This window comes from Pseudomonas sp. LBUM1644, assembly GCF_059716195.1.
On record NZ_CP166812.1, the window covers coordinates 1 to 24449 of the forward strand.

The following is a 24449-nucleotide window of genomic DNA, read 5'->3' on the forward strand; positions in this document are numbered from 1 at the left end:
GTGTCAGTGGAACTTTGGCAGCAGTGCGTAGAGCTTTTGCGCGATGAGCTGCCTGCCCAACAATTCAACACTTGGATCCGTCCACTACAGGTCGAAGCCGAAGGCGACGAGTTGCGTGTCTACGCACCTAATCGTTTTGTTCTCGACTGGGTCAATGAAAAGTACCTGGGCCGCGTCCTCGAGCTGCTGGATGAGCATGGCAATGGCACCGCGCCTGCGCTTTCCTTATTAATAGGCAGCAAACGCAGTTCGGCACCACGCGCCGCACCCAATGCGCCGTTGGCCGCTGCGGCGTCCCAGGCTCAGGCTGCTCATGCGCCTGTCAGCGCTTCGGCGGCCGCTCCGGTGGCCACACAGACCAAACGTTCGACGCAAAAGATGGCCGAGGTCAGTGAAGAACCGTCCCGCGACAGTTTTGATCCAATGGCCGGCGCCAGTTCACAGCAAGCACCGGTTCGGTCCGAGCAACGCACCGTACAGGTCGAAGGCGCGCTCAAGCACACCAGCTATCTGAACCGAACGTTCACTTTCGAGAACTTCGTCGAGGGTAAGTCCAACCAACTGGCACGGGCTGCGGCCTGGCAGGTGGCGGACAATCCCAAGCACGGCTACAACCCGCTCTTCCTTTATGGTGGCGTTGGCTTGGGTAAGACTCACTTGATGCACGCTGTGGGTAACCACCTATTAAAGAAGAACCCGAATGCCAAGGTCGTGTACCTGCATTCCGAGCGTTTCGTGGCGGACATGGTCAAGGCCCTGCAGCTGAATGCGATCAACGAGTTCAAGCGCTTCTACCGTTCGGTGGATGCGTTGCTCATCGATGACATTCAGTTCTTCGCCCGCAAGGAGCGTTCGCAGGAAGAGTTTTTCCACACCTTCAACGCCCTGCTTGAAGGTGGCCAGCAGGTCATCCTCACCAGTGACCGCTACCCTAAAGAAATTGAAGGCCTTGAAGAACGCCTGAAATCCCGCTTCGGCTGGGGCCTGACGGTTGCCGTCGAGCCGCCGGAACTGGAAACCCGTGTTGCGATCCTGATGAAAAAGGCCGACCAGGCCAAAGTCGATCTGCCCCACGACGCGGCGTTCTTCATTGCCCAGCGTATTCGTTCCAACGTCCGGGAACTGGAAGGGGCGCTGAAACGCGTGATCGCCCACTCGCACTTCATGGGGCGCGACATCACCATCGAGCTGATTCGCGAATCCCTCAAAGACCTGTTGGCACTGCAAGATAAACTGGTCTCTGTGGATAACATTCAGCGCACCGTCGCCGAATACTACAAGATCAAGATTTCGGACCTGCTGTCCAAGCGTCGCTCACGTTCGGTCGCTCGCCCGCGTCAGGTGGCCATGGCATTGTCCAAGGAGCTGACTAACCACAGCTTGCCGGAAATCGGCGATGTGTTTGGTGGCCGCGACCATACGACCGTGTTGCACGCCTGCCGCAAGATCAACGAACTTAAGGAATCCGACGCGGACATCCGCGAGGACTACAAGAACCTGCTGCGTACACTGACCACTTGATGAACACCAGCGCAGCTTATTAAGGCAAGGGACTAGACCATGCATTTCACCATTCAACGCGAAGCCCTGTTGAAACCCCTGCAACTGGTCGCAGGCGTCGTCGAGCGCCGACAGACCTTGCCGGTGCTCTCCAACGTGCTGCTGGTTGTCGAAGGCCAGCAACTGTCGCTGACCGGTACCGACCTGGAAGTCGAGCTGGTCGGTCGTGTGCAACTTGAAGAGCCGGCCGATCCAGGTTCCATCACCGTGCCTGCGCGCAAGCTGATGGACATCTGCAAGAGCTTGCCGAACGACGCGCTGATCGACATCAAGGTCGACGAGCAAAAGCTGGTGGTGAAGGCCGGGCGTAGCCGCTTCACCCTGTCGACGCTGCCAGCGAACGATTTCCCGACTGTGGAAGAAGGCCCGGGTTCGCTGACCTGCAGCCTTGAGCAGAGCAAGCTGCGCCGCCTGATCGAGCGCACCAGCTTCGCCATGGCCCAGCAGGACGTGCGTTACTACCTGAACGGTATGCTGCTGGAAGTCTCGGCGGGCATTATCCGCGCCGTGGCAACCGACGGTCACCGCTTGGCCATGTGCTCGATGCAGGCCGATATCGGTCAACCGGATCGCCACCAGGTGATCGTGCCGCGCAAGGGTATCCTTGAGCTGGCGCGCCTGCTGACCGAGCCCGACGGCATCGTCAGCATTGTGCTGGGCCAACACCACATCCGCGCCACCACCGGCGAGTTCACCTTCACCTCGAAACTGGTCGACGGTAAATTCCCTGACTACGAGCGCGTACTGCCAAAAGGCGGCGACAAGCTGGTGCTGGGCGATCGTCAGGCACTGCGTGAAGCCTTTAGCCGTACCGCGATTCTGTCCAACGAGAAGTACCGCGGCATTCGTCTGCAACTGGCCAATGGTCAGTTGAAGATCCAGGCGAACAACCCGGAGCAGGAGGAAGCGGAAGAAGAAGTCGGCGTTGAGTACAACGGCGGCAATCTGGAAATCGGCTTTAACGTGAGCTACCTGCTCGACGTGCTGGGCGTGATGACAACCGAGCAGGTTCGCCTGATCCTGTCGGACTCCAACAGCAGCGCGCTGGTGCAAGAGTCCGACAATGACGACTCGGCCTACGTTGTCATGCCGATGCGCCTGTAATCATGCCCAGCAGAAGCTAGATGTCCCTAAGTCGCGTCTCGGTCACCGCGGTGCGCAATCTGCACCCGGTGACCTTCTCCCCCTCCCCCCGAATCAATATTCTTTACGGCGCCAACGGCAGCGGCAAAACCAGTGTTCTGGAAGCCATTCACTTGCTGGGGCTTGCCCGTTCGTTTCGTAGCACCCGCCTTTTACCGGTCATCCAGTATGAGCAGCTTGCCTGTACGGTATTTGGGCAAGTGGAGATGGCCGAAGGTGGGCATAGCGCATTGGGCATCTCGCGTGATCGCCAAGGGGAGTTCCAGATCCGCATTGACGGGCAGAACGCCCGAAGTGCGGCGCAACTGGCGGAAATCCTGCCGCTGCAGTTGATTAACCCCGATAGCTTCCGCTTGCTGGAAGGTGCGCCGAAGATTCGTCGGCAGTTTCTAGACTGGGGTGTGTTCCACGTGGAACCGCGATTCATGTCCACCTGGCAACGCTTGCAGAAGGCCTTGCGCCAGAGAAACTCTTGGCTTCGGCATGGTACACTTGACGCCGTTTCGCAAGCGGTTTGGGACAGGGAGCTGTGCCAAGCCAGCGCTGAAATAGATGAATACCGCCGCGCCTACATCAAAGCCTTGAAACCAGTCTTTGAACAGACCTTGAGCGAATTGGTTGAGCTTGAAGGTTTGACGCTCAGCTATTACCGAGGTTGGGATAAGGACCGCGAACTGAGCGCCGTGCTCGCTGGGTCCGTTCAGCGGGATCAGCAAATGGGTCATACCCAGGCCGGACCACAACGCGCTGATTTGCGTCTTAGATTAGGCGCACATAACGCTGCGGACATATTGTCCCGCGGGCAGCAGAAGTTGGTGGTCTGCGCATTGCGTATCGCCCAAGGGCACTTGGTCAGCCAGGCCCGACGCGGCCAATGTATTTATCTGGTGGATGACCTGCCGTCCGAACTGGACGAAAACCACCGCCGCGCGCTTTGCCGCTTGCTGGAAGACTTACGCTGCCAAGTGTTTATCACTTGTGTAGATCACGAATTATTGAGGGAAGGCTGGCAGACGGAAACGCCAGTCGCCCTGTTCCACGTGGAACAGGGCCGTATCACCCAGACCCACGACCATCGGGAGTGAAGGCATTGAGCGAAGAAAATACGAATACCTACGACTCAACGAGCATTAAAGTGCTGAAAGGCCTGGATGCCGTACGCAAACGTCCCGGTATGTACATTGGTGACACAGACGATGGCAGCGGTCTGCACCACATGGTCTTCGAGGTAGTCGACAACTCCATCGATGAAGCGCTCGCTGGCCACTGCGACGACATCAGCATCATTATCCACCCGGATGAATCCATCACCGTTCGTGACAACGGTCGTGGCATCCCGGTAGACGTGCACAAAGAAGAAGGCGTCTCGGCAGCCGAGGTCATCATGACCGTGCTGCACGCCGGCGGTAAATTCGACGACAATTCCTACAAAGTATCCGGCGGCTTGCACGGTGTAGGTGTGTCGGTTGTAAACGCCCTGTCCGAAGAACTGGTCCTCACCGTGCGCCGCAGTGGGAAGATCTGGGAACAGACCTACATCCATGGTGTTCCGAAAGAGCCGATGAAAATCGTTGGCGAGAGCGAAACCACCGGTACCCAGATTCACTTCAAACCGTCCGACCTGACATTCAAGAATATCCACTTCAGCTGGGACATCCTGGCCAAGCGGATTCGTGAGCTGTCCTTCCTCAACTCCGGTGTTGGTATCGTCCTCAAGGATGAGCGCAGCGGCAAGGAAGAGCTGTTCAAGTACGAAGGCGGCCTGCGTGCGTTCGTTGAATACCTGAACACCAACAAGACTCCGGTCAACCAGGTGTTCCACTTCAACATCCAGCGTGAAGACGGCATCGGCGTGGAAATCGCCCTGCAGTGGAACGACAGCTTCAACGAGAACCTGTTGTGCTTCACCAACAACATTCCACAGCGCGATGGCGGTACTCACCTGGTGGGCTTCCGTTCCGCGCTGACGCGTAACCTGAACACCTACATCGAAGCGGAAGGCCTGGCGAAGAAGCACAAGGTCGCTACAACCGGTGATGATGCCCGTGAAGGCTTGACCGCGATTATTTCGGTGAAAGTACCGGATCCGAAGTTCAGCTCCCAGACCAAAGACAAGCTGGTTTCTTCCGAAGTGAAGACCGCGGTCGAACAGGAAATGGGCAAGTACTTCTCCGACTTCCTGCTGGAAAACCCGAACGAAGCCAAGCTGGTTGTCGGCAAGATGATCGACGCGGCGCGTGCGCGTGAAGCGGCGCGTAAAGCCCGTGAGATGACCCGTCGTAAAGGGGCGCTGGATATCGCCGGCCTCCCGGGCAAACTGGCTGACTGCCAGGAAAAAGACCCTGCCCTTTCCGAACTGTACCTCGTGGAAGGTGACTCTGCTGGCGGCTCCGCCAAGCAGGGACGTAACCGCAAGACCCAGGCCATCCTGCCGCTGAAGGGCAAGATCCTGAACGTCGAGAAGGCGCGTTTCGACAAGATGATCTCTTCGCAGGAAGTGGGCACCTTGATCACCGCGCTGGGCTGTGGCATCGGGCGTGACGAGTACAACATCGCTAAATTGCGTTACCACAACATCATCATCATGACCGATGCTGACGTCGACGGTTCGCACATCCGTACCCTGCTGCTGACCTTCTTCTTCCGTCAGTTGCCGGAGCTGATCGAGCGCGGCTACATCTACATCGCTCAGCCACCGCTGTACAAGGTCAAGAAAGGCAAGCAAGAGCAATACATCAAAGACGACGACGCCATGGAAGAGTACATGACGCAATCGGCCCTGGAAGATGCGAGCCTGCACTTGAACGAAGAGGCGCCGGGTATTTCCGGTCCAGCCCTCGAGCGCCTGGTGAATGACTTCCGTCTGGTGATGAAGACCCTCAAGCGTCTGTCGCGCCTGTACCCTCAGGAATTGACCGAACACTTCATTTACCTGCCTGCAGTGAGCATGGAGCAACTGTCCGACCACGCAGCGATGCAGGACTGGATGGCCAAGTACGAAGTGCGTCTGCGCACCGTCGAGAAGTCCGGTCTGGTCTACAAAGCCAGTCTTCGTGAAGACCGTGAACGTAACGTTTGGCTGCCAGAGGTCGAACTGATCTCCCACGGCCTGTCGAACTACATCACCTTCAACCGCGACTTCTTCGGCAGCAATGACTACAAGACGGTCGTCTCCCTGGGCGCTCAATTGAGCACACTGCTGGACGAGGGCGCGTACATCCAGCGTGGCGAACGCAAGAAGCCGGTCACCGAGTTCAAGGAAGCGCTTGAATGGCTGATGGCTGAAAGCACCAAGCGTCACACCATCCAGCGATACAAAGGTCTGGGTGAAATGAACCCGGATCAACTGTGGGAAACCACCATGGACCCAAGCCAGCGCCGGATGCTTAAAGTGACCATTGAAGACGCCATTGGCGCGGACCAGATCTTCAACACCCTGATGGGTGATGCGGTCGAACCTCGTCGTGACTTCATCGAAAGTAACGCCTTGGCGGTTTCTAACCTGGACTTCTGATCCAGTGTCGATGGGCACATTAAGTGTCGCAATTGGGCGGATTATTGTCATCACTTAAGAGGAACCCCGGCGTTGGCGTCGGGGTTTTTCTACATGGCTGTGTCGTGAGGAAACCTATAAAAATCATGTTCTTAGCACATGTTTAAGTCCTTGATGCGGGTATGCTAAGCCGGTCTAAGACTCAAAATCTCGTGCGATTTTTCATTTTTGGGAGAGACCAGCTCTTCAAGAATGCCGAGCCCCTCCCTGCCACTCTCCTCGTTACGCTAGCTTGTCAGCAATTTGTTTGAATACATCTCGCCCTTGGTCATCCCGCTCAACAGCAAACAAGAATAAGCAGCGCCCACCACTGCTTTGCTCCCACTGCTGACCTATCTGCTTTTTCTCGCGCGAGTCATCGTTGGTTTTGTAGGGTTCGCCTTTGTATTCAACGAGCAACAGGCGCCCGTCGTGTAGCTCGACTACAAAATCAGGATAAAAGTAGTCTGAAGATGTAGGCAGCCAAAACGAGAATTTCTCTTGACGCTCGATATTTCTGACCCAGTGTTTGACCTTTTCATGGCTATCGATAGCCATCGCACACCGAAACTCTTCTGCGGTTCGGCCTGCCGGTGTTTTCTCCCGCAAGTCGTGGATAAGTGGATAAAAATGCTTATTAAACTCGTAACTACCCTGATATATTTGGCGCGCGGGGTATCGACCTGGGTGAAAAGTAAAGCTGTGATTTACTAATTGGTTATCAGCCGGTACTGCCATGTCCACAAGTCGAAGTTGGAAACCTTTTGCCATAGCTATCTGACGAAGGCGCTCGATTTCCTTACGTAATGCTAGGATAAGTTGATACTTAGCTCGCACCAGTGCGGTTAAAGTGAAGCCCCGGTCCGCGGTTAGATAAGTTAGCATCTTAATTAAGTAGGCCTGCATCTGAAGTTGGCCTATATCTGACTGGCGCAACTCAGAATCAAGCCAACGTACCAAATCATATTGACTTACCTGCCCCGCGACATCGTTCAAGTGAAGCTGTTGAGAGTCGATATGGCGCCATTTGACTTTTTCGCCGTTGACGTCAATTTCAAAAGAATTAACGGTTTCAACAATACTAAAGCCGGAAAGTTGGATCGCCTGGTCCAGCAGACTCCAGTATCCTATACTAGAAAGGGTCTCGCGCTCTACAACTTCAAGATATTCGTCTAGTATCAAACATAGTTGAGGAATAGGCGCAAATGCTGCGCCAAATTGAGCAGGTGCCCGGATGGCTTGTCGGATGGCGCGATACGAGTCGAACTGCTCTTTTACCATAGCTATCATAGGAACTGGCACAGTTTGGCTTATGAATACCTCTGCCTGTGATAAAGTATCGCTGTCCACATTGCCCGGAACTAGAACAGTCACACCCTGGCTTGTTTGTTTAATTTGCACCAACGCTTTTATCTCTTCTGGCCAGTGCTGCATATCTGGGGCGGCCGGCAGCTCAATGTGACATTCTGGCAGTGGCGCGGGATTCGTTGGTACGCCGACACGGATGCTTTGCGGTAGGTTTTCTTTCCCTCCCGCCAAATCGAGTAACTGTTGAGGCACGATAATCGCAGCTGTTTCCAGCTTCTCGAAGCCCATATTCTGAACCATTCGGTCCTTCAAAGTCGCCGCTGCTTGCGCGAAGTTATCAGCAACGATATGTGCATACGCGCGGTTTAGGGCATCCTGTGAACGGTTCGTCGCGTAAGGCATCCGTAGCACTCGACCTAGTAACTGCTCTACGTCCTTAGCCGAGTTTACTGATTGAAGACTGGCCAGTACGTATGCGAACGAGCAATCCCAGCCCTCCTTCAAGGCCTCAACAGTGATTACATAGCGGATTGGACAATACGGGTCGAACAAATCGATACCATCTAGCTCTTTCTGTTTGCCCGTTGCGACAGCGATTTGATTCTCGGGTACACGCTCCTGCTCAATGAGGTACTGGCGAACTACATCCACAACCGCCTCGCCCCCTTTAGGCTCAGCCTGAACCAACAGAATAGGTCGGACATAGCCCGTGTCCTTTTGGGCCAATAGTTCCAGACGTGACCGAGTTAACAAGGCGTCGCGTAGGCATTCCTGCCAGCCTCGTGGATGCTCTGCCAATACGATTGGCAGCTTAATCATCTGTTCGGCCTTCAACTCCGAGGCTGCAACGTGGTACAGCACATTGTTGCCAAGCACGGGTGTGGCGGTAAATTCAATGATGCAGGATGGGTTTACCCGGCCAAGGGTTTGCACGAAGCGATCCGTGCGGTAATTATGGGCCTCGTCAACAATGATGATGGGTTGCTGCAAATGCAACCAGTTAACTATCGAATGTTTGACGCGACCCTCATCCTTAATGGAAAGATAAGGTTGGACCGCCAAGTCTCTCTCGCCAACTTTCTCTAACTCTGAGGTTAGATGAGGCGGCAAGCCCTCAAAGTGCGGTGCTAGTTCTTCAAAGAACGAATATACACTGCGCTTTGAAGTATCAGTGATATTGAATGCTTGAACGGTAGAAACGACAATGATGGCGTTTTTTCCCACATCTTGTGGGTTAATAGTTTGCAAACTTTCAAGGTCGCAGATTTGCACCCTATCTCCGAAACGGTGAGCAAGCGCCTGCCGATAGGGGTGGCGCGCATTACTCAGAGCCTCAATGGTCTGCGAACGAACTGTGTCTGAAGGCGTTAACCACAGAGCTACCGGAGAATCGCTGTCAAGTGTCGCATTTCCAGCAAGTGCTACAGCATGAGCTGCCATGATGGTCTTACCGCCCCCGGTGGGGACGCGTAGACACACTGTTGGAGTTTCACCGAAGAGGGCATGATAGGTTTCGTTAGTGCGTCCCTGGCGAGCGAGCGAAGCGGTATAGGCATCTGCCACCGGCTTACTACGGCAATCGGTCAGAAAATTTTCCAGGATGTCTAACGCGGTTTGCTGGTATGTCTTCAGAGTCAGCATGTAATTTCTGTTCCTGGCTTAGCGCATGTTGATGTCGTAGGGGATCTGCTTAAACGTTATCCCTTCCGCTTCTAATCGAGCCGCCCCGAGACGCGACACTTCGCCATAGATCACGCGAGGACCCTTGTGCTGATGGAGCTGTTTGATAGTCTCTAAGACAGTACTGGTTAATACATTACCCCCCGCTGGCTTGCGGTCGCCCAGTACCCCGTTAAATAGCAGGTAGTAGGCAACGCCTTTGTGGATACCAAGAATCGGTGATTCGAAAACATCGTTGCCCGGCTCGCCTGTCTCGAAATGCCAAACAAAGGCAGCCAACGTAGGAAATTTAACTTCTGAGCTGATACGGCCTAAAGTGTCGAACGCGATAGCACCCAAATTACAAAAGTGGAAGCCACTACCTCCCTTCCAATTGACAACCGAACTAATCCCCCCCTGCTCTCCATCAACTACCTTCTCTAGGCGCGGCTTGCAATAGCTCTTTGCGTGCTCCCCAGATTCCACCCCAATAAAACGGCGGCCCATTTTAATCGCAACAGCAGCAGTCGTCCCTGACCCCAAAAAAGAGTCCAATACAAGATCACCGGGATTTGATGCAATGGTCAGTACGCGACTGATGAGTAGCTCGGGTTTTGGGGTGCCAAATGGCTCTTTTTCTGGGAAAAGGGCAAGTAACTCCCTTTTTGAGTCCTGATTGCTACCGGCCAAATCATGCGACCACCATGTGTCTGGGACTATTCCATCCTGTACTTCGGTAAGAAATACCTTTTCTCTCGGAGCGCTGTTGCCGTCTTTTCCGAACCACAATCTATTATCGGCTCGCAGTTGCTCCGTCCGGTCGGGCAACCCGTTCCAGTGCCGGCCGGCCGGCGGCAGAACAGTTCGTCCTGATGGCAATTCTATACGGTATCTATACTCTGTACGCTTATCCGCATCTTCGGACGGAACCGAATAAGAAACACTTTGCCACCGGCCTCTCGGATCGGAATCCTGATTAGTGAATGCTTTTAGCGCTTTACCTTCTCTAGGAAGTAAATTGCGCTTCCAACGCTCCTTGTTTCGCACATACAGCAGGATATGGTCATGACTTCCGCTAATCTGAGCCTTACTTTTTTTTGCGAAAGCTTTCTGCCATGCGAAAGAACTTATGAAATTCCGTCTGCCAAAGACTTCGTCCATCAAAACTTTGATGTAATGACCTTCCCTATCGTCAATCGTTACCCAGATGCTCCCATCCTCAGCCAACAAATCACGCAGTAGCACTAGCCGAGGATACATCATGGACAGCCACTGGCTGTGTTCAAGCTTGTCGTCGTAGTGCTCGAATGCACTTTGGGTGTTGTAGGGTGGATCAATAAAGATACATTTGACCCGGCCTGCATAGAACGGTACTAATGCCTTCAAGGCGAGGAGATTGTCACCTTGGATCAGCAGGTTGTCGGCATGCGTGCCACTCACTTCACCATACGACGACTCGTGTTCTAATAAATGGTAGGGGACCTCTCTCGTCACCTCCATCGCTTGGTTTTTGTTTACCCAATCAAGAAACGGCATCGCTTGCCCTTGTCCTTCTGTTGTGGACGGCCACAGGCCAGATGCCTGCTAACCGATAAAAATTTTCTGAAACGTAGCTCGACTCGCTGCAACTGTTTTCAAGCCTTCGGGCTGGCCGTCTTGGAGGCCGGCGGCTGGTAAGATCGAGCGGATCTGTTCATCCCTTCGCGCCGACGCGTGGACGATAAGACTCCGCCAGGATTGATCGCTCACGACGACATGCATCGAAGTATGCCAGACGTTCTACCGTGAGCCGCTACGTCTCGCTTTAAGATCGCTGAATCAGAATGCTAGCGATGCTAAGTGTAATTTGCCGATACCTTATGCGCTGCTAGCCCCTGGCCTAGAAAACTGCTGACTTTCGCCCGCTTTCGTTTTACGACGTCGCGGTGTGCCGTCTCGTATCCAGCAAAACAACTATGGAGGGGTTACAGTTTGGCGCATCCATAGCAAGAATGGTGCTACCTATGGCGCAAGAATGTCCATGATCAGTGCGTGCAGCCTTTACTTTAGGGTCAAGAAGGCATCCAACTGTATTGTATTGTATTGACCAGACTGACTTAGCCTTCATGAAGGACCTCCTAGCCCTCCATCATGAAATTAGAAGAGTGTTCCCCTAAGCGTCCGGCGAACACACCTAGATGACTTGGCCGGACGCATACAGGCCAATCCCCACCCTTCTGGTATAGCGCAACCATGGAACGCGACGATCAGCTTCACCAGGCTGTGGACAACTGTGGGGGGCAATTCACCATAATGGACAATTACACGAATCCCGCTGACTCGACGAAATGGCCGCGCGGCGGAAAACGCAGTTCAAAATTGCCCCGGATCAGCTTCAGTTCATGCGCATCAGCTACCGACTCTTCCCAACCCGGTAGGAAGCTCAGGTCAAAGGCCAAAGCTCGATGCTTCAGGCGTTTATAGAGGGGCAGGTCGGCCAGATAGGCCGCGAGCAACAGGGCCTCTCGAATAATGTCCTTTTGTGTCGGTCCTGACCGATAGAGGGCAAGGTCAGCGGCTCGCGCGTAATGGTCTTTGGCCGCTTCCAGTCGCCCCGCCAGCACATGCCAGCGGCCTTCCAGCCATTCCAGGTAGTAAGCGCTGACATCTTCCTCTTCGACGGTGGCCAGTTTTTGCCTGAATTCGTCTAATGTTCGCCGAGTGGTGGCCATTGCGCCTATGGGCTTTGTTGTTGTGCGTTTCAAATATTCTTGCAGTAATAACCCGCTCTCCACGACCGCTCGTTTGTGCTCGGCCGCTTTGATATTTAAGTTCGACAGGATCCACCCGATGTCATCGTTGGGAATATTGCCGAGCACTTCTCGAAGGATGATGCTGCGTAAGTCGACGTGAGCGCTTGCTTCGTCTGCCAGATAGCTCAGCACTCTTGCAGTGATCAGCCATTCGCGGCCCGCACTAATCAGATGAACCTTATGGGGGTAATGGTTAAGCAGTTCGTGGGTGATTAGCGTGATGCTATTGAGCGACGGCAATTGTGTGCCATTGCGCCAGCGCTGTAGGTCCTGACGGCCATTTTTGTTCACCCCTGTTGAGTCCGGATAGAGGCGCTGACTGAGTTGTTTGGGCGCAATACCTAGTTCGCTTTCAAGCCAATCAAACACGACATCGACGGCGTACCGCTGCGTATCCAGCATGGCCACAATAGGTGGGCTGGGTATGGCTTTGCGCATCTCAAGCAGGAATGAGGCGGCATAAGGCGCATACAGGTTGGTGATCAACGCCGGCAGACTTTGCGACCTGGTCAGTGCGTCCAGCTGTATTGTCTTGACCAAACGGACATAGCCTTCGTGAAGGGTCTCCACAGACGCCATCAAAAAGTGAGCAAAAGGTTCTCCCGCCCGTTTTGACAGGGGATCCCATATGAAATCTTCACGGAGCTGAGGAATGAGTTGCCAGTCAAAATCCCCTTCCCTAGCCAGCCGATCAATCTGACGGTTCCCGGATTTTGTGTCCAATGCTTTCGCAAGTAACCGGTAGCATTCGCCAAGTCGTGGGTATGGCGGTTGTGGGGAGTTATCGCAGGTGGCCATAGGTAGAGGTTCCATCAGGAAGAGGTTGGCTGTTCGCGTCCTTGCGAAAGGCAATCCTAAAGTTGTTATGCCTTGGTTCCCTGTCCACGATTGCCACCGGATTTTCCACGAGGGACCTTGCTGGGCCAGTTTCCTCCCGGAAACGGGTTAGGCCCCGTTGTACTCGCCCCGGCTTTCGCACCGCCACCGGTGGGTTTATTCGCAGTGCTCTTTGCCATGTGGCGGATGATTACGGGTTGGTTCTTTTGCATGATTCGTCTCCTAGATAAGTAGCAACACGGCTACGGCTACGAATGTAGAAAATTTGCTTGCAGAAGACTGCGCGCGACTGGTCAATTTTTTGCCGCAACGCTTTTATTCGCTGAGCCCATGGGTGGTCAAACAGCGAGTCGCCTAGCGAGGATGATGTGGTTTAAGCACGGCTTTGTGCCCTGCATGATGGACACTCACCTTCGCTTTCAATTTTTCTGAGTCCAGCACTACAGCTCACAGTGTCCAGAGCGCCAAGGCGATTCTTGATTGCTTCTGACGCAACTGGTCAATCTCCCATTGCACGGACGCCTCTGCCTCCAGGGCTTCGATGGCCATTCCTTGTTGCACGATGTTCATCGTCGGGATTTCCATTTCTTTGAGTGCCGAACCTTGGAGTGTGGGAATGCTGCTCCCCACCACCAGTCGACGGAGTTGGGTCTGTCCCATAGGCGAACGTAAATAGACCATCAGCGCCCCTGGGTCGTAATGGCCAGAGGACCGGGCGCGTAGAATGGCCAATGATTGGCCTGCGACCCATCCACCTGCTCCACTTTCAGGAGCGGATTTCACGATACCGACCCTCCCCACTGCCCCTTTGAGGCAAATCAAAACGTCGTTTCGACGGATAAAATAGGTCTGCGCCTTCGGAGCGCTGAGATCAAATAACGAGTCTTTGCCCGCGCTCTGCACATAGCCATAGTCGGGAAGGTCTAGAGCCTGAACTTCCTGCACGGGGACTCCTTGGGCAGTCGTTGCGTACTGACGTGCACGGACGATTTCGAAGTGGTCGATTAATTTAGTGGTGTGCTGAATGGCCAGCGCCGCACTGAGTTTGCTCGTCTTTTCGTCCAGCAGGTATCGACCGACCTCAAGGTTGCAATCGTCTTGCGGAATTTCACTAACGCTGACATTGATCGCCATCGTATTGCTGTAGCGATCCCTAACTGTCCGTAGCAGTTGTGGAAGATTAACGAGATCAGTGCGCTTTTTAGGCCCGTAGGCCATGAACTCTTCCGTTACCTTCACGAATCGAATGGAGTCGGAAGGTTTCACCGTATCCAGAATAAGCACTGAATTGAAAGTCGAAGATCCAGTGAACAGCCCATCCGGTAGGTTGATGACGGTGTGGATCATCCTTTTCTGAAGTAAATAAGCTCGAAGCAGTCGCTCAGCGCCCGCATTAAAAAGTAAGCCATTCGGGACGACGACCACGATTTTGCCTCGGGTCTGGGCCAGGAGGTGTCTGACATTCAGAACCACATGCGAATGGGTCTTTTCTGGAAAACGATTGTGTGGATCGTTCTCGATGTCTTTCAATGAATAACGCTGAGCTGGTTCAAGGATGCTCAGGCTAACCGGGAATTGTTTGAGTTGGCCCGGCCCTAATTCGACAGGTGATAGAACCGGGTCGTTTCGGTGAGCGTTGGGATGCGCACCACTGAGCTGAGCCAACACCAGATCCACCATCAAGGGGGCTTGGGATTCGATCCAGCAATCAATGTTTCTGCGTCGACAGCGTGCCGCGAGTTGGCCCGACCGTTCCCATGGCAGGTAGATTTGATCAGGAGTGTCAAAAGTCGCGAGGGAAACCAGAAAATTGGCCAGGCTCGGGGCGATAGCGGTCGTCGCTGGTGTTGGTTCAGATGACCAATACAGTACGTCGTCGGCGCACCATTTCCGTAACCACTGCTTCTCTAGCATGACGACCTTTTCAATCAACAGCGGAAGGTGCTGCAAGAGAGTCGCGTCGACTGTCCAAGACGTACTGGTCAGGTGAGAGGAAATCAGCGGCTGTACGCATCTGAAATTGTCTGCTTGCTCCTGCGGCGACAGGTTCATTTGACGGGGTAGCGTGAGATCCACCGGTAGAGATTCGGTACGCGATAAGCTAGCCCACGCCGTGGTTTGCAAAACCAGCGGCAAAGCTTCGGCCCAAGACCGGTCAACGAAAACCTCCATCAACTGTTCGAGGAGTTGCTCATCTTGGGTCATTGGCGTCTCGTGCAGGTGGAGGGACAGAGCGCATTAGGTTAAACAAAATCGTAGCTATCGTCAAAAAAGTATTGATTACTTTTTTAAGTCTCGTTATGCTTTGGCTCATTAAAGCAAGCTGATGTGGAAAGTATGAACGCTAACGGACCATCTCCAACACCGTATTTGGACGTTAGTAGAGGTACCAGGAATGGCGATTGCTGCCTCGGGTTAGTTGCGTAGGCATTTATCCGCTACCACTGGTCGAAAATTATACTTAACTTACTTCATTTATTATATCTAGTTGAATTATGTGAGGTTTTTCAATTTGTTGAATTGCTGGTAAAAATTTTGTTCCGGTGTTTTTTTATTGTTTAAGTAAGCACAATTTTTATAGTTAATTAGATATTAAAGTCATTTGACTTTCTTCTACGGCGAATAACACTTTCTAGTGCATCGTAGGAGCACACCAGCATGATCAAAGACATCGATAGTCCCTCTTTTGCAAGGGATGTTTCCCGCAGAATAAAGCGTGGGCGACGCGCACTCGTATTCAAATCGCTGAAGAGCAAGGGTGGCGATTTGCGCGTTGAAAGCGCGCTTGAGCGCGATATCGGCGTGATGCTGGATATTGATCCGCGCGTGATCGAACTGACGGCGCAGCCCTTCTCTCTCGAATTGCAAAGCAACGAGGTGCTGCCATCTCGTCAGCATTATCGTCCTCGGCCAGGCGTTAAGCCGCGTTTCTACACACCCGATTTCCTCTGCCTACTTGATGATGGGAGCGCTCTGGCCATTGATGCCAAGCATTCTCGGTTTATTGAGGAGTTCGAGGCTAAGCGTGCAGGCATTGAGAGCGGTCTTCGCCAGCACGGTATTGGCTTCATGATCATCCCGGACACCGCAGTGTCGCCCACGGTCATGCAGACACTGTCTAGCCTGCACCATCTGCGAGCTGGGTATCTTGAGTCGACTCGTGCAACAGCGGAAAAAGAAATAAGCACCTTGCTCGACTCTCGTTCCGACTGGTTGACCGAAGAAATTTCCTTGCGTTTGACGTCTGGCCGAATCGGAGTGCTTGCGGGTCTGCTGACTGGGTTGCTGGCGGCCGATTTGTCCATTCCCCTCTTCTCGCCAACCAGCACAGTACGTGCCGCTAATGGCGATCTGTCTCACCTCCAGGTTTTGGAGGTGTACCCATGAACCGCGCCTTGTCAGTCGATAGCATCATCCTCGAACGCGACCAGGTGCTCCGGGTAACGTCCATTCGCCCGGAGATCTCTCAAATTGTCCTGCAAGGCTCGCGGGGTGAAGAGTTCGTCCTAAACACCGATGATTTCCAGCAACGTTTCGCGCAAGGCCAATACCGTCGTGTCTACGGCCCAACGATGTCCGCCGTCCAACCCATGCCGGTGCGCAACTTGACACAGAGTGAGCGCAATACGCTGGATCAACGGCTGGAGCTGCTTGAGAACATTGACGAAGCGCGTCGTGACGGTTGCTCCTGGGCAGAGACGGTTGAGAGTCTGAAAGCCCGCTGCGACCAGTTGAAGGTGGCCCTACCCTCCACGCGGACGATTCAGCGTTGGCGCAAGTCGTCGAGCCTCGCTAGCTCAATGGACCAACTGGCACCGCGATTCAGTGCCCGTGGCAACAAACGTCGGATGCAGACCCTTGAAGATCTGGATTTCGAGGAAACCGTGACCGATGAAATCATGCGGTCGTACTTTCAGACCGACAAGTTCAACGTCAGCCAAATCACCAAATTGGTGAATCACCAGTGCCGAGAGCGTGCCGCTCAGCGCAATGCGCCTTTTCGTGGCATTTCACGTCGCAGTGTCTCTCGTCGTATTCACGCGATGGAGCAAACTATGATTACCCAAGGCCGAGTGTCGAAAGCTACACACGATCAAGAGATGCGCACGGCAATCCGCAAGTTGTTGGTGGAGCGTCCGTACGAAAGGGTTGAAGTCGATGCGACTCCACTTGACATCATTTGCTGCGATGCACAAGGCCGGCCGATTGGCCGGCCCACTTTGTATGCGGGCATTGACGCGGCCACGGGCGCAGTTCCCATGCTCAAATGCGGCATCAAAAAGCCCTCTCAGGACTTCGTCCTGTCGGCGCTTGAATTTTGCTTTTCGCCAAAAGGTGAGGCATTCAGCGAGCGTTATCGGCTAAAAAACCCCTGGTTGGTTCCGGCGGCAATCGAGACGATCGTACTCGACAATGCGCAGGAACATCACGGCGGTGTGGTGCTGAATGCACTGCGTTATCTGAACACCACGATTGACTACCCGATGGCTGGAAAGCCGCAGGCCAAACCATTTATCGAGCGGTTTTTCGGCACGCTGAAGTCTGGCCTGATCAATACGCTACCTGGATCCACGAAGTCGCAGTCGTCATTGGAGCGTGACCCCATTGGTCGTGCGATGAAGGAGCGTTTGTACACCGTCGTGGAGCTTGAGGCTTTGATCATCAAGTGGGTAGCGGACGTGTACATGCAATCCCCTCTTCAACGGTTGGAGCACCGCTTTGAACCCGGCTGCTCGCCGGCACGGGCCATGGAGTTGTTGAAGAGGCAACATCCAGTGATGCCACCGCCAGACCCTGTGGAGTTCAGGAATGCTTGTCTGCGTTATCACGCCGATGAAAAAACGTTGGGTCGGGAGGGTGTTTGTCACGACACCATGAAATACAACAGTTCCGAGTTGAGCAAGCTGTATCAGCGCCGGGGGCAAAAAACCAAGGTTAAGGTACGACTCAATCCGCTCGATTGCCGCTCGGTTTTTGTTGTCGATCCCGACGATGCCAATGTGTTGATCGAAGCGCACAACAAGCGGCCTGGGATGCCTTTGATCGGCTTTGAAGAGGCGCGCAATATTCGCCGTTTCCTCGGGAAAAGCGATGCCGAGTTGTCAAGCGAGGACTACCAAATCGCTCATGTGCAGATGCTGAAAGAGGGTCGTGACCGGGCGGTCGGTGGAAGTATGAAAAATAGGAATCATGCTGCGCGAGGGCGTGAGCGTGAAGACGAGCGGTTCAAGACCTTGCGTCAGGAGGTGCCTCTTCCGGCAGCCGAGACGATTCCTGACACCCCTTCCACGACAGCAGTGCTCTCAGCCGCGCCGCGCCGTAAGAAATCCGTTAAAGGAGACGCGCAATGAGTGCTCTGGTGAAGTACGAATTGATCGAGCACGCAACCTTCAGCCAGGCACTGAGCCGTTTGGAGTCTACGGTCAAGCGTGGTCTGGCCGGCGAATCCTTGATCCTGCCGATCTTTGGACCGACCCGGGTCGGCAAGAGCGAACTGGTTAAAACTGTCATGGCCGACAACGTGCCAAAAGTGGTCGACGGCATTCGACGTATGCCCATTGTGCGCGTCGTAACGCCGGTAAATCCAACGCGTCGCTCCTTGCCTATTGCCTTGCTGGAGGGTTTGGGTTCCCCGCGCTATAACCGTTCCAGCTCTGAAGAGCTGACTCGCATGGCTTGCGAGTTGATCAAGATTACCGGGACGAGGGTCCTGGTCTTCGACGAAATGCAACATTTTGCCGAGCGTGGTTCTCGCACTGCTGCCCGGGAAGCGGCGGACTGGTTGAAGGTGCTCGGCGAAGAGATGGGGCTGACCTTGGTGCTCACTGGATTGCCTTTGGCAAACGAGGTCTTGACCCGCAATGAACAACTGCGCGACCGCGCTGAAGCGGTGTTTGAGTTTCGTCCCTACAACTGGAATCACGAAGGCGAGCAATTGGAGTTTCGCCGTGCCCTGTTGTCATTGACTGAAGCATTTAGTGATGCTGGCTGGGTCATTCCCGATGCGACAGACCTGGACTATGCCAGACGCGTCTACGCGGCCTGTTTGGGTCGCATTGGCATGCTGGTAAAGCTGTTCCATGCGGCAGAGCATTTGGCAACGAAACAGCGCATCACTGAGAAGACCTTGGCCCGCGCCTACGCCGAAGCAATCAACACCCGCTTTCTCGAATTTAACCCCTTTGAAGGCAACCCCCCTGTAGAAAGTCTGCTGGGGCAGGGGTTCGCCAGAATGTTGACCGAGGCACACATGTCTGTTCCCCGGGCCGTCGCAAAGGGAGTGGCATAATGAGCTTGATCGTGCGCCTGCAACCGCATCCCGATGAGTCCCTGCACGGTTTTCTGCGACGGGTCAGTGAGCGTAACCTGGCCCCAAGCCTTAAAGCCTTTTTGGCCAGCTTCGGGTTGAAATCCCGGTTGGCCTACAGTGACACTGAGCTTGCCCAGCTGTCGGAGGTGTTGCACCTCGATGCAGCCCAGTTGGCCGTTCTCCAACCAGCTCCAGACAGTTGCAACGTCATGCTTCGCCCCAAATACCAGATACGTGAGGGTCACAAGGTATGCCCCCGGTGTATTGCACAGCATCCTTATCAACGCATCGGTTGGGGCCATGTGCTGATGACAGCCTGCCCTCATCACGACATTCAGTTGGTGTCGAGCTGCGTCGCCTGTGGCCAAAGCTTCAATGCGCTCGGTCAGCTTGATCGCTGCGATTGTGGCCAGCCTTACGCGCAAAATACTGGCGTCACAGCCAGCGAGCAGACGCTGGCCCTTTCAGCACTCATGCTGGGTGTAGAGCATCAGGCTCGACACTCGCTGCCACCGGCTTGGCGCAGTGGTGTGCCTCCCGCCGATCTGGTCGATTTGTTGTGTCTGCTCGGCAAGCAGTTCACCGGTCAGAGTCGTTCACGGGGCAAGTCGACGGCCGATGAAATGATGGTAGAGGCGCACACCGGTTTTGGCCTGCTGTTGCAATGGCCGAAGCGTTTCGATGAGGCTCTGCGCAGCCGCCTGGCCAGCACTGAAGGGCCAGGTTTGGCCAAACGATTGGGGGGCTGGTACCGCGAGTTGCATCAGCGCTACACCGATCCGGCGTATGACTGTATTCGGCAAGCGCTGGTCCAGCATCTGACCCATAACTTTGACGGCCACCTTAACCTGCGGCTCAGCACCATCGATCCGCAACACCTAAAAGACAAGTGTTGGCTGACTTCGGAAGAAGCTGGACGTCTGATTGGAATTGGTTCGCAATTGATTCGTAGTGCGGTGACCACCGGCGAAATCCGGGGCAAAGTCACTGTTAACGGCAAAAATCGATTCGTGTCCATTCACCGGGACGTCGTCGAGAAAGTGCGCCAGGATCGCTTGCATTACCTGACCGCGACCGAGGTTCGACGTCGGCTAGGTGTTAGCAAAGTGGTATTTGAAAAGCTCATGCAATCCGGTGCATTGGATAGAAAGACCAAGGCCCAACGTCCCTCGCTGGTATCCGCCGAATTTCTGGCTGCCGATGTTGATACATTGGTGAAGCGCCTGCATAAGGGCGTTCAATCGCGAGCGGTTGACGAGTCAGCCTGGGTGGGACTGCAAGGCATCTCAAGCAAAAACGGCATCCCGGATACGCACATTTGTCAGGTCCTGCAAAAAATTCTGCACCAGGAAATTCTTCCTGTGGCGGTCATTGCTGAAGTGCCGGGCATCGCGGGTCTGCGCTACGACATGGCTGAAATCAAAGGCTGTTTTGAAGAGGAACAGCTCGAACCGGTGTTGAGCATTACCCAGCTCGCGCGTCTTCGCGGCTGGAAGCATGAGTCGATTAAGGAATGGATTGAGACCGGTTTTTTGAAGGCGCATCGAGAGTCAGTCAATGGCAAATTGCATTGGGTGATTCCGCTGTCCGGGTTGTTGGAGTTCACCTCTGAGTTTGCCGTGCTAGCCGACTTGGCGCGCCGCAACGACACGAAATCCATTTGGATGTTGCGAGGATTGGTACCCGGCGGTGTTGAACCTGCACTCGCACCAAGAACCGGCCAGGGTACTCGACGCGGCGTATTGCTGCGCATCGACGATTTGGTCAGGGCATCCCAGCCCAGCAAACGAGAGCGTTTCAGGACCTCTCCCGTGTTGGCATAAGGGCTGGTTGTACGGCGCGAGCGTTGAGTGGCGAAGTGACTGAGCCGTGTGCTCGTATCGGTCCATCGTAAGTGCACCCTGGCGGTATCAGTGACCGGACTTTAGGCATCCTGGCAGTGAGTTGGTTAGCCAACAGGGCACTGCTTCAATCGGGTTCCGGAGGTAAGCAATGGCCCCTATCAGTCATTACGCCCTGCGCCAGCTGGCGCGCGCCAGGCGCACTGAATTTGAGGCTCCCGTGACGGGGTATCTGATCAACGTGCGGATGATTGCCTGCTGTTGCGTTGGGCAGGTATACGGTCATGTGCACGCGAGGCCAGACGGCTGGTTGCAAGATGGGCACAGGATCCGCACCAATGATGTTCTGCGCATTGAGCAGCGCGAATGTCATTGGATCTGCGTTACAGCGAGCGGCAGCTTCTACGTGATCGTCAGTTTTGCCCGACTTGGAGGCCGTCGATCATTGGACGCGTTTCTCAAGATTTTGCTGAAAGGGGTTCATCCGACAGCGCGTCACTGCCATTGAAGGGCCAGAAGTTGACTGATCTGAGTCGCAACGGTGGGTTGTCGTCGGGTGCAACGGTTGGCTTCAACCCGGTTGTTCCTGACGGGAGAAGCGATGTCCATTGGTACAGCGCGGTGTTGCATGACACTCAAAAGCCGTCTGCGTGCTGCGCCGGCATTCAGCCCGAGCAGGCGTAAACCAGTTTATCTGCGTAACCGTCCCAGGTTTACGCAAGCAGCGTGGTTTACGGAAGCGTGCAGGCCTTGTCCGCCGTTGGCGCGAGACATCTGCACACGTCATTCAACAGCCCTGGGGTCATGACTATGTTATCGCCTCGAAAAACAGAGATGCTCCTCACCGCCCTGCTGGAGATGTATCCCGAACACCGCATCAGCGGTTATTTGATGGACGTCAGCATCTGTTGCGGTTGTCTCGTCGGCACGGTGTACAAACATTATGAGTACCAGGACGGCGCGCTATTTCTCTCGGAGGCAGTTACCCAGATTTTGGCCTATGACCGTCGTTATTTGATCGAAACGGCGGACCATCAGTGCTTTTTGGCCGTCAATTTTCACACCCATGGCGGGCGACAATCGTTGGAGCATCTGCTGACTTTGTTCAAAACGGCCGCGAGGCTCGGCTCGCGTTATTGCCTGCACTGACGTGGCCTATCCAGGCAGGGGGTGAACATGCGCTATTGGATCGTTGACGGCTGTGCCGAGGAAGCAGGCTGGGTACGCTTGGGAATCCCTGCACGAGGCGATGCACTGCTGAGCCTGATTCGAGCGGGTTTCCCCTTCTGCGTCCTTGAGCGTGTGGGCCTAGAGTTCCAGCTGACGCCGAAGCAGCTACGCGAGCGACTGGCGATACCCGCTTCAACGCTGCGACGTCGACGTCAATCGGGACGGTTTACGCCCGGCGAAAGTGATCAGCTCTTTCAATTGGTTGTGGTCCTCACGCGCGTCTACGCCCTATTTGAAGGCAATGTAGCTCAAGCCCAGGAATGGATGGGCAAGCCGACGTATGGCCTCGGTGGCCGCTGCGCAAACGACATGCTCGGCACTGAGGTGGAGCGGCACGCACTACTCACGTTGGTGGGGCAAATCGAGCACGGGGTTTTAAGCTGAAGTCGGTGATTTCGTGCCGCGCCTGTCTCGCCTTGGGTCGTAGCGGCGAGTGGACCTGAAGGAATCGGATGGAATGGCGCCTGACGGCGTTCAACCCTGTTGAGGATTAAATCATGAGCACAGTTGTTCTTCGTCGTTGGCACGGGGCGCTGATTTTTACCGTGCCAAATGCGTTTGTGTTGGAAAACAACTTGGTGGCTGGCTCAGCCATGCACTGTGCCGTATTCGAGCACGACACCTTGGTGCTCAGGCCAGTAAGCAAACAGCTGACGCTGGACGAGCTGATCGCAGATACCCCGGCAGACGCACAAGTGCCAGGTTGGTCGTCCTAGGCCCATGCCACTAGCGGGCGCAGGGCTACCGCTGCTGAGTCTCGTGATGAGGCAGCGCAGCGGTTTGGCTACTCTAGCGCGCGGCGACGGCGGCGTCGAAGGCACGCTGAAGATCCGTAGATGAAAACGGCTGGGAAATGTGTTCCCGGTTGAAGGTGCCTAGCGGCATAAAGGGTTTGTGATTGGCGCCGCGATAGGTGTTCACGTTGCCATTGGGGAAGCACACCTGGTAGTTGGGCTGGATGCCCTGCCCCATTTCACCGAACTGCACGGTTGAGTCTGCAAATCGCAAATTCTTCATCACCTTGCGCAAAAAAATACGTCCGAGCGAAGCGAGGGTGTCGACATCCCATTGGAGCGTGTTCATCGCGGAGTTCCTCTTGAGGGGGGCAAACAGGTTTGGGGAGCGGATTCAAAAGCCGAAGACGCGTGGCCTCAAGCCTGCGTCGACGGTGTCAGTAGCTGCGCTTCGATTTGAAACGCCTCCTCCACCGACAGGCCGTTCATGATGTTTTCGATAATGGCTTCGCGCAGAGCGCGAATGCCACTCGGGTAAACATTCAGCGGGTCGTGGTAGTGGGCCGCCATCAGCTGTTTCGCTTGCTCACGCGGTACACACCGAAGGGGCGTGACCGCTTTTTCACTGTGTTGGCCGTACAGGTCAAAGGCCTGATCGGCCGTGGACCAGTCAAAGGCAAAACAGCGTTGTTGTTCGGCTAGACAATCGTGCTGCCACATGGCACTGCCGGGGTACTGATCCCCGGCGCTGACGATGATCAGGGTCAAACGCGGCAGGTCGCGCTCTGCCACAAAATCGTAGATCACCCAGAGAATGCGCCCCATGCGCACCGGAATCAGGTTGGCCACCCGTTGATCATCCGGGTAACGAGCTTGGGCGCGTTCGATCAGTTGACCATAGGTCAGGATCTGCCGGGCGGAGGCCAGTTCAATGAGCAGCGGATACAGCAGTCGGGCGAGTTGGACATCCAACAATGTACGGGCCATGGCGCATTCCTTTGAGGGTTTTGAGAGGGGCGCACGTTCGTCCGTGCTTTAGCGTGTGCGGGTCACCGGGCTGCAAGCGGCGGGGCTTATTCCAGGGCCAGTTCGATGGTGACTTTACCATTGGCTGTTTCAAGCTTTACGATAGTGCAGGCGCTGAGGCCGATGCCCAGCAGCGTCTCCAGCCCCTCTTTGATGCAGGTTTGGACCGCCAATGGGGTGACGGCCCGCAGGGCATCGGCGGCGTTGCCAGCAGCGGCTCGTACGGCAGCCCCCGCCGGTGCAGTGATGAGGGTTTGGGCAAAGTTCACCAGGGCTTGAACGCGTGAGGCTTGGCCCGAGTTGTTTTCACGCCAGCGGCGCACGCCTTGTTCCGTCACGCCGGCGGCGTCGCCGATCTTTTTGTAGGAGAGGTGGGTGTGGGTTTTGATGCTCTCGACCAAGGCGGCGGTGCCATGGATCAGGTCACCCTCGGTAGTGAGTTGGTTTAAAGCGGTTTGGATGGTGTCGACCATGGGG

19 protein-coding genes are annotated in these 24449 nt (G+C 54.9%); 12 read left to right on the forward strand and 7 right to left on the reverse strand.

The features are described from left to right. The 4 genes from dnaA to gyrB are packed head-to-tail and all read left to right on the forward strand — an operon-like array spanning nucleotide 1 to nucleotide 6217. Nucleotides 1–1521 (forward strand): chromosomal replication initiator protein DnaA, encoded by a 1521-nt coding sequence (dnaA, locus tag ACA052_RS00005; RefSeq protein ID WP_497647837.1) that lies wholly within the window; start codon nucleotides 1–3, stop codon nucleotides 1519–1521. Nucleotides 1522–1560: 39 nt separating this feature from the next. Beyond that, a complete protein-coding gene (gene dnaN / locus ACA052_RS00010; RefSeq protein WP_017341709.1) occupies nucleotides 1561–2664 on the forward strand; it encodes a DNA polymerase III subunit beta in 1104 nt (367 codons plus the stop codon). A gap of 20 nt (nucleotides 2665–2684) precedes the next feature. After that, complete coding sequence (gene recF, locus ACA052_RS00015) at nucleotides 2685–3788, forward strand: DNA replication/repair protein RecF (protein ID WP_497647838.1); 1104 nt, start codon at nucleotides 2685–2687, stop codon at nucleotides 3786–3788. 5 nt (nucleotides 3789–3793) lie between these two features. Further along, the gene (gyrB, locus tag ACA052_RS00020; RefSeq protein ID WP_497647839.1) at nucleotides 3794–6217 is read left to right on the forward strand and encodes a DNA topoisomerase (ATP-hydrolyzing) subunit B; all 2424 of its coding nucleotides are present in this window, start codon (nucleotides 3794–3796) and stop codon (nucleotides 6215–6217) included. 261 nt (nucleotides 6218–6478) lie between these two features. Here gyrB and ACA052_RS00025 read toward each other — a convergent pair whose 3' ends face one another. The 4 genes from ACA052_RS00025 to ACA052_RS00040 form a co-directional block, all read right to left on the reverse strand. Next, nucleotides 6479–9184, reverse strand: coding sequence for a DEAD/DEAH box helicase (locus ACA052_RS00025; protein WP_497647840.1), 2706 nt, complete (start codon nucleotides 9182–9184; stop codon nucleotides 6479–6481). Nucleotides 9185–9202: 18 nt separating this feature from the next. After that, a complete protein-coding gene (locus tag ACA052_RS00030; RefSeq protein ID WP_497647841.1) occupies nucleotides 9203–10738 on the reverse strand; it encodes a site-specific DNA-methyltransferase in 1536 nt (511 codons plus the stop codon). Between the two features lie 764 nt (nucleotides 10739–11502). Further along, complete coding sequence (locus ACA052_RS00035) at nucleotides 11503–12792, reverse strand: hypothetical protein (protein WP_497647842.1); 1290 nt, start codon at nucleotides 12790–12792, stop codon at nucleotides 11503–11505. Nucleotides 12793–13278: 486 nt separating this feature from the next. Beyond that, a complete protein-coding gene (locus ACA052_RS00040) occupies nucleotides 13279–15036 on the reverse strand; it encodes an N-6 DNA methylase (protein ID WP_497647843.1) in 1758 nt (585 codons plus the stop codon). A gap of 453 nt (nucleotides 15037–15489) precedes the next feature. Between ACA052_RS00040 and ACA052_RS00045 the strand changes: the two genes are divergently transcribed. The 8 genes from ACA052_RS00045 (at nucleotide 15490) to ACA052_RS00080 (ending at nucleotide 22928) form a co-directional block, all read left to right on the forward strand. Then, a complete protein-coding gene (locus ACA052_RS00045; protein WP_497647844.1) occupies nucleotides 15490–16218 on the forward strand; it encodes a hypothetical protein in 729 nt (242 codons plus the stop codon). Continuing rightward, complete coding sequence (locus ACA052_RS00050; protein ID WP_497647845.1) at nucleotides 16215–18182, forward strand: TnsB C-terminal domain-containing protein; 1968 nt, start codon at nucleotides 16215–16217, stop codon at nucleotides 18180–18182. Before ACA052_RS00045 ends, ACA052_RS00050 begins: the two co-directional genes overlap by 4 nt. Next, entirely contained in the window at nucleotides 18179–19120 is a 942-nt protein-coding gene (locus tag ACA052_RS00055) for a TniB family NTP-binding protein (RefSeq protein ID WP_497647846.1), read from the forward strand. Before ACA052_RS00050 ends, ACA052_RS00055 begins: the two co-directional genes overlap by 4 nt. Continuing rightward, on the forward strand, nucleotides 19120–20964 hold the full coding sequence (locus tag ACA052_RS00060) for a TniQ family protein (protein ID WP_497647847.1): 1845 nt from the start codon (nucleotides 19120–19122) through the stop codon (nucleotides 20962–20964). The genes ACA052_RS00055 and ACA052_RS00060 overlap by 1 nt, the downstream gene beginning before the upstream one ends. 169 nt (nucleotides 20965–21133) lie before the next feature. After that, nucleotides 21134–21490 (forward strand): hypothetical protein, encoded by a 357-nt coding sequence (locus tag ACA052_RS00065; protein WP_497647848.1) that lies wholly within the window; start codon nucleotides 21134–21136, stop codon nucleotides 21488–21490. 326 nt (nucleotides 21491–21816) lie between these two features. Continuing rightward, complete coding sequence (locus ACA052_RS00070) at nucleotides 21817–22131, forward strand: hypothetical protein (protein WP_497647849.1); 315 nt, start codon at nucleotides 21817–21819, stop codon at nucleotides 22129–22131. Between the two features lie 27 nt (nucleotides 22132–22158). After that, complete coding sequence (locus tag ACA052_RS00075; RefSeq protein ID WP_497647850.1) at nucleotides 22159–22596, forward strand: Xre family toxin-antitoxin system antitoxin; 438 nt, start codon at nucleotides 22159–22161, stop codon at nucleotides 22594–22596. 113 nt (nucleotides 22597–22709) lie between these two features. After that, nucleotides 22710–22928, forward strand: coding sequence for an AbrB/MazE/SpoVT family DNA-binding domain-containing protein (locus tag ACA052_RS00080; protein WP_497647851.1), 219 nt, complete (start codon nucleotides 22710–22712; stop codon nucleotides 22926–22928). Nucleotides 22929–23001: 73 nt separating this feature from the next. On the opposite strand, the gene ACA052_RS00085 is transcribed toward ACA052_RS00080, so the two are convergent. The 3 genes from ACA052_RS00085 to ACA052_RS00095 form a co-directional block, all read right to left on the reverse strand. Then, complete coding sequence (locus tag ACA052_RS00085; protein ID WP_497647852.1) at nucleotides 23002–23295, reverse strand: hypothetical protein; 294 nt, start codon at nucleotides 23293–23295, stop codon at nucleotides 23002–23004. A 68-nt stretch (nucleotides 23296–23363) separates the two neighbouring features. Beyond that, nucleotides 23364–23933 carry a hypothetical protein gene (locus tag ACA052_RS00090; protein WP_497647853.1) on the reverse strand — a complete coding sequence of 190 codons (570 nt, stop codon included), beginning with the start codon at nucleotides 23931–23933 and terminating at the stop codon, nucleotides 23364–23366. Nucleotides 23934–24019: 86 nt separating this feature from the next. After that, on the reverse strand, nucleotides 24020–24445 hold the full coding sequence (locus tag ACA052_RS00095; protein ID WP_497647854.1) for a hypothetical protein: 426 nt from the start codon (nucleotides 24443–24445) through the stop codon (nucleotides 24020–24022). Nucleotides 24446–24449 lie beyond the last annotated feature (4 nt).

What these genes read in the sequence shown, in the direction of transcription:
- dnaN (WP_017341709.1), top strand. Translation starts at nt 1,561, where the DNA reads ATGCATTTCACCATTCAACGCGAAGCCCTGTTGAAACCCCTGCAACTG.
- recF (WP_497647838.1), top strand. Translation starts at nt 2,685, where the DNA reads ATGTCCCTAAGTCGCGTCTCGGTCACCGCGGTGCGCAATCTGCACCCG.
- ACA052_RS00025 (WP_497647840.1), bottom strand. Translation starts at nt 9,184, where the DNA reads ATGCTGACTCTGAAGACATACCAGCAAACCGCGTTAGACATCCTGGAA.
- ACA052_RS00030 (WP_497647841.1), bottom strand. Translation starts at nt 10,738, where the DNA reads ATGCCGTTTCTTGATTGGGTAAACAAAAACCAAGCGATGGAGGTGACG.
- ACA052_RS00035 (WP_497647842.1), bottom strand. Translation starts at nt 12,792, where the DNA reads ATGGCCACCTGCGATAACTCCCCACAACCGCCATACCCACGACTTGGC.
- ACA052_RS00040 (WP_497647843.1), bottom strand. Translation starts at nt 15,036, where the DNA reads ATGACCCAAGATGAGCAACTCCTCGAACAGTTGATGGAGGTTTTCGTT.
- ACA052_RS00045 (WP_497647844.1), top strand. Translation starts at nt 15,490, where the DNA reads ATGATCAAAGACATCGATAGTCCCTCTTTTGCAAGGGATGTTTCCCGC.
- ACA052_RS00050 (WP_497647845.1), top strand. Translation starts at nt 16,215, where the DNA reads ATGAACCGCGCCTTGTCAGTCGATAGCATCATCCTCGAACGCGACCAG.
- ACA052_RS00055 (WP_497647846.1), top strand. Translation starts at nt 18,179, where the DNA reads ATGAGTGCTCTGGTGAAGTACGAATTGATCGAGCACGCAACCTTCAGC.
- ACA052_RS00060 (WP_497647847.1), top strand. Translation starts at nt 19,120, where the DNA reads ATGAGCTTGATCGTGCGCCTGCAACCGCATCCCGATGAGTCCCTGCAC.
- ACA052_RS00065 (WP_497647848.1), top strand. Translation starts at nt 21,134, where the DNA reads ATGGCCCCTATCAGTCATTACGCCCTGCGCCAGCTGGCGCGCGCCAGG.
- ACA052_RS00070 (WP_497647849.1), top strand. Translation starts at nt 21,817, where the DNA reads ATGCTCCTCACCGCCCTGCTGGAGATGTATCCCGAACACCGCATCAGC.
- ACA052_RS00075 (WP_497647850.1), top strand. Translation starts at nt 22,159, where the DNA reads ATGCGCTATTGGATCGTTGACGGCTGTGCCGAGGAAGCAGGCTGGGTA.
- ACA052_RS00080 (WP_497647851.1), top strand. Translation starts at nt 22,710, where the DNA reads ATGAGCACAGTTGTTCTTCGTCGTTGGCACGGGGCGCTGATTTTTACC.
- ACA052_RS00085 (WP_497647852.1), bottom strand. Translation starts at nt 23,295, where the DNA reads ATGAACACGCTCCAATGGGATGTCGACACCCTCGCTTCGCTCGGACGT.
- ACA052_RS00090 (WP_497647853.1), bottom strand. Translation starts at nt 23,933, where the DNA reads ATGGCCCGTACATTGTTGGATGTCCAACTCGCCCGACTGCTGTATCCG.
- ACA052_RS00095 (WP_497647854.1), bottom strand. Translation starts at nt 24,445, where the DNA reads ATGGTCGACACCATCCAAACCGCTTTAAACCAACTCACTACCGAGGGT.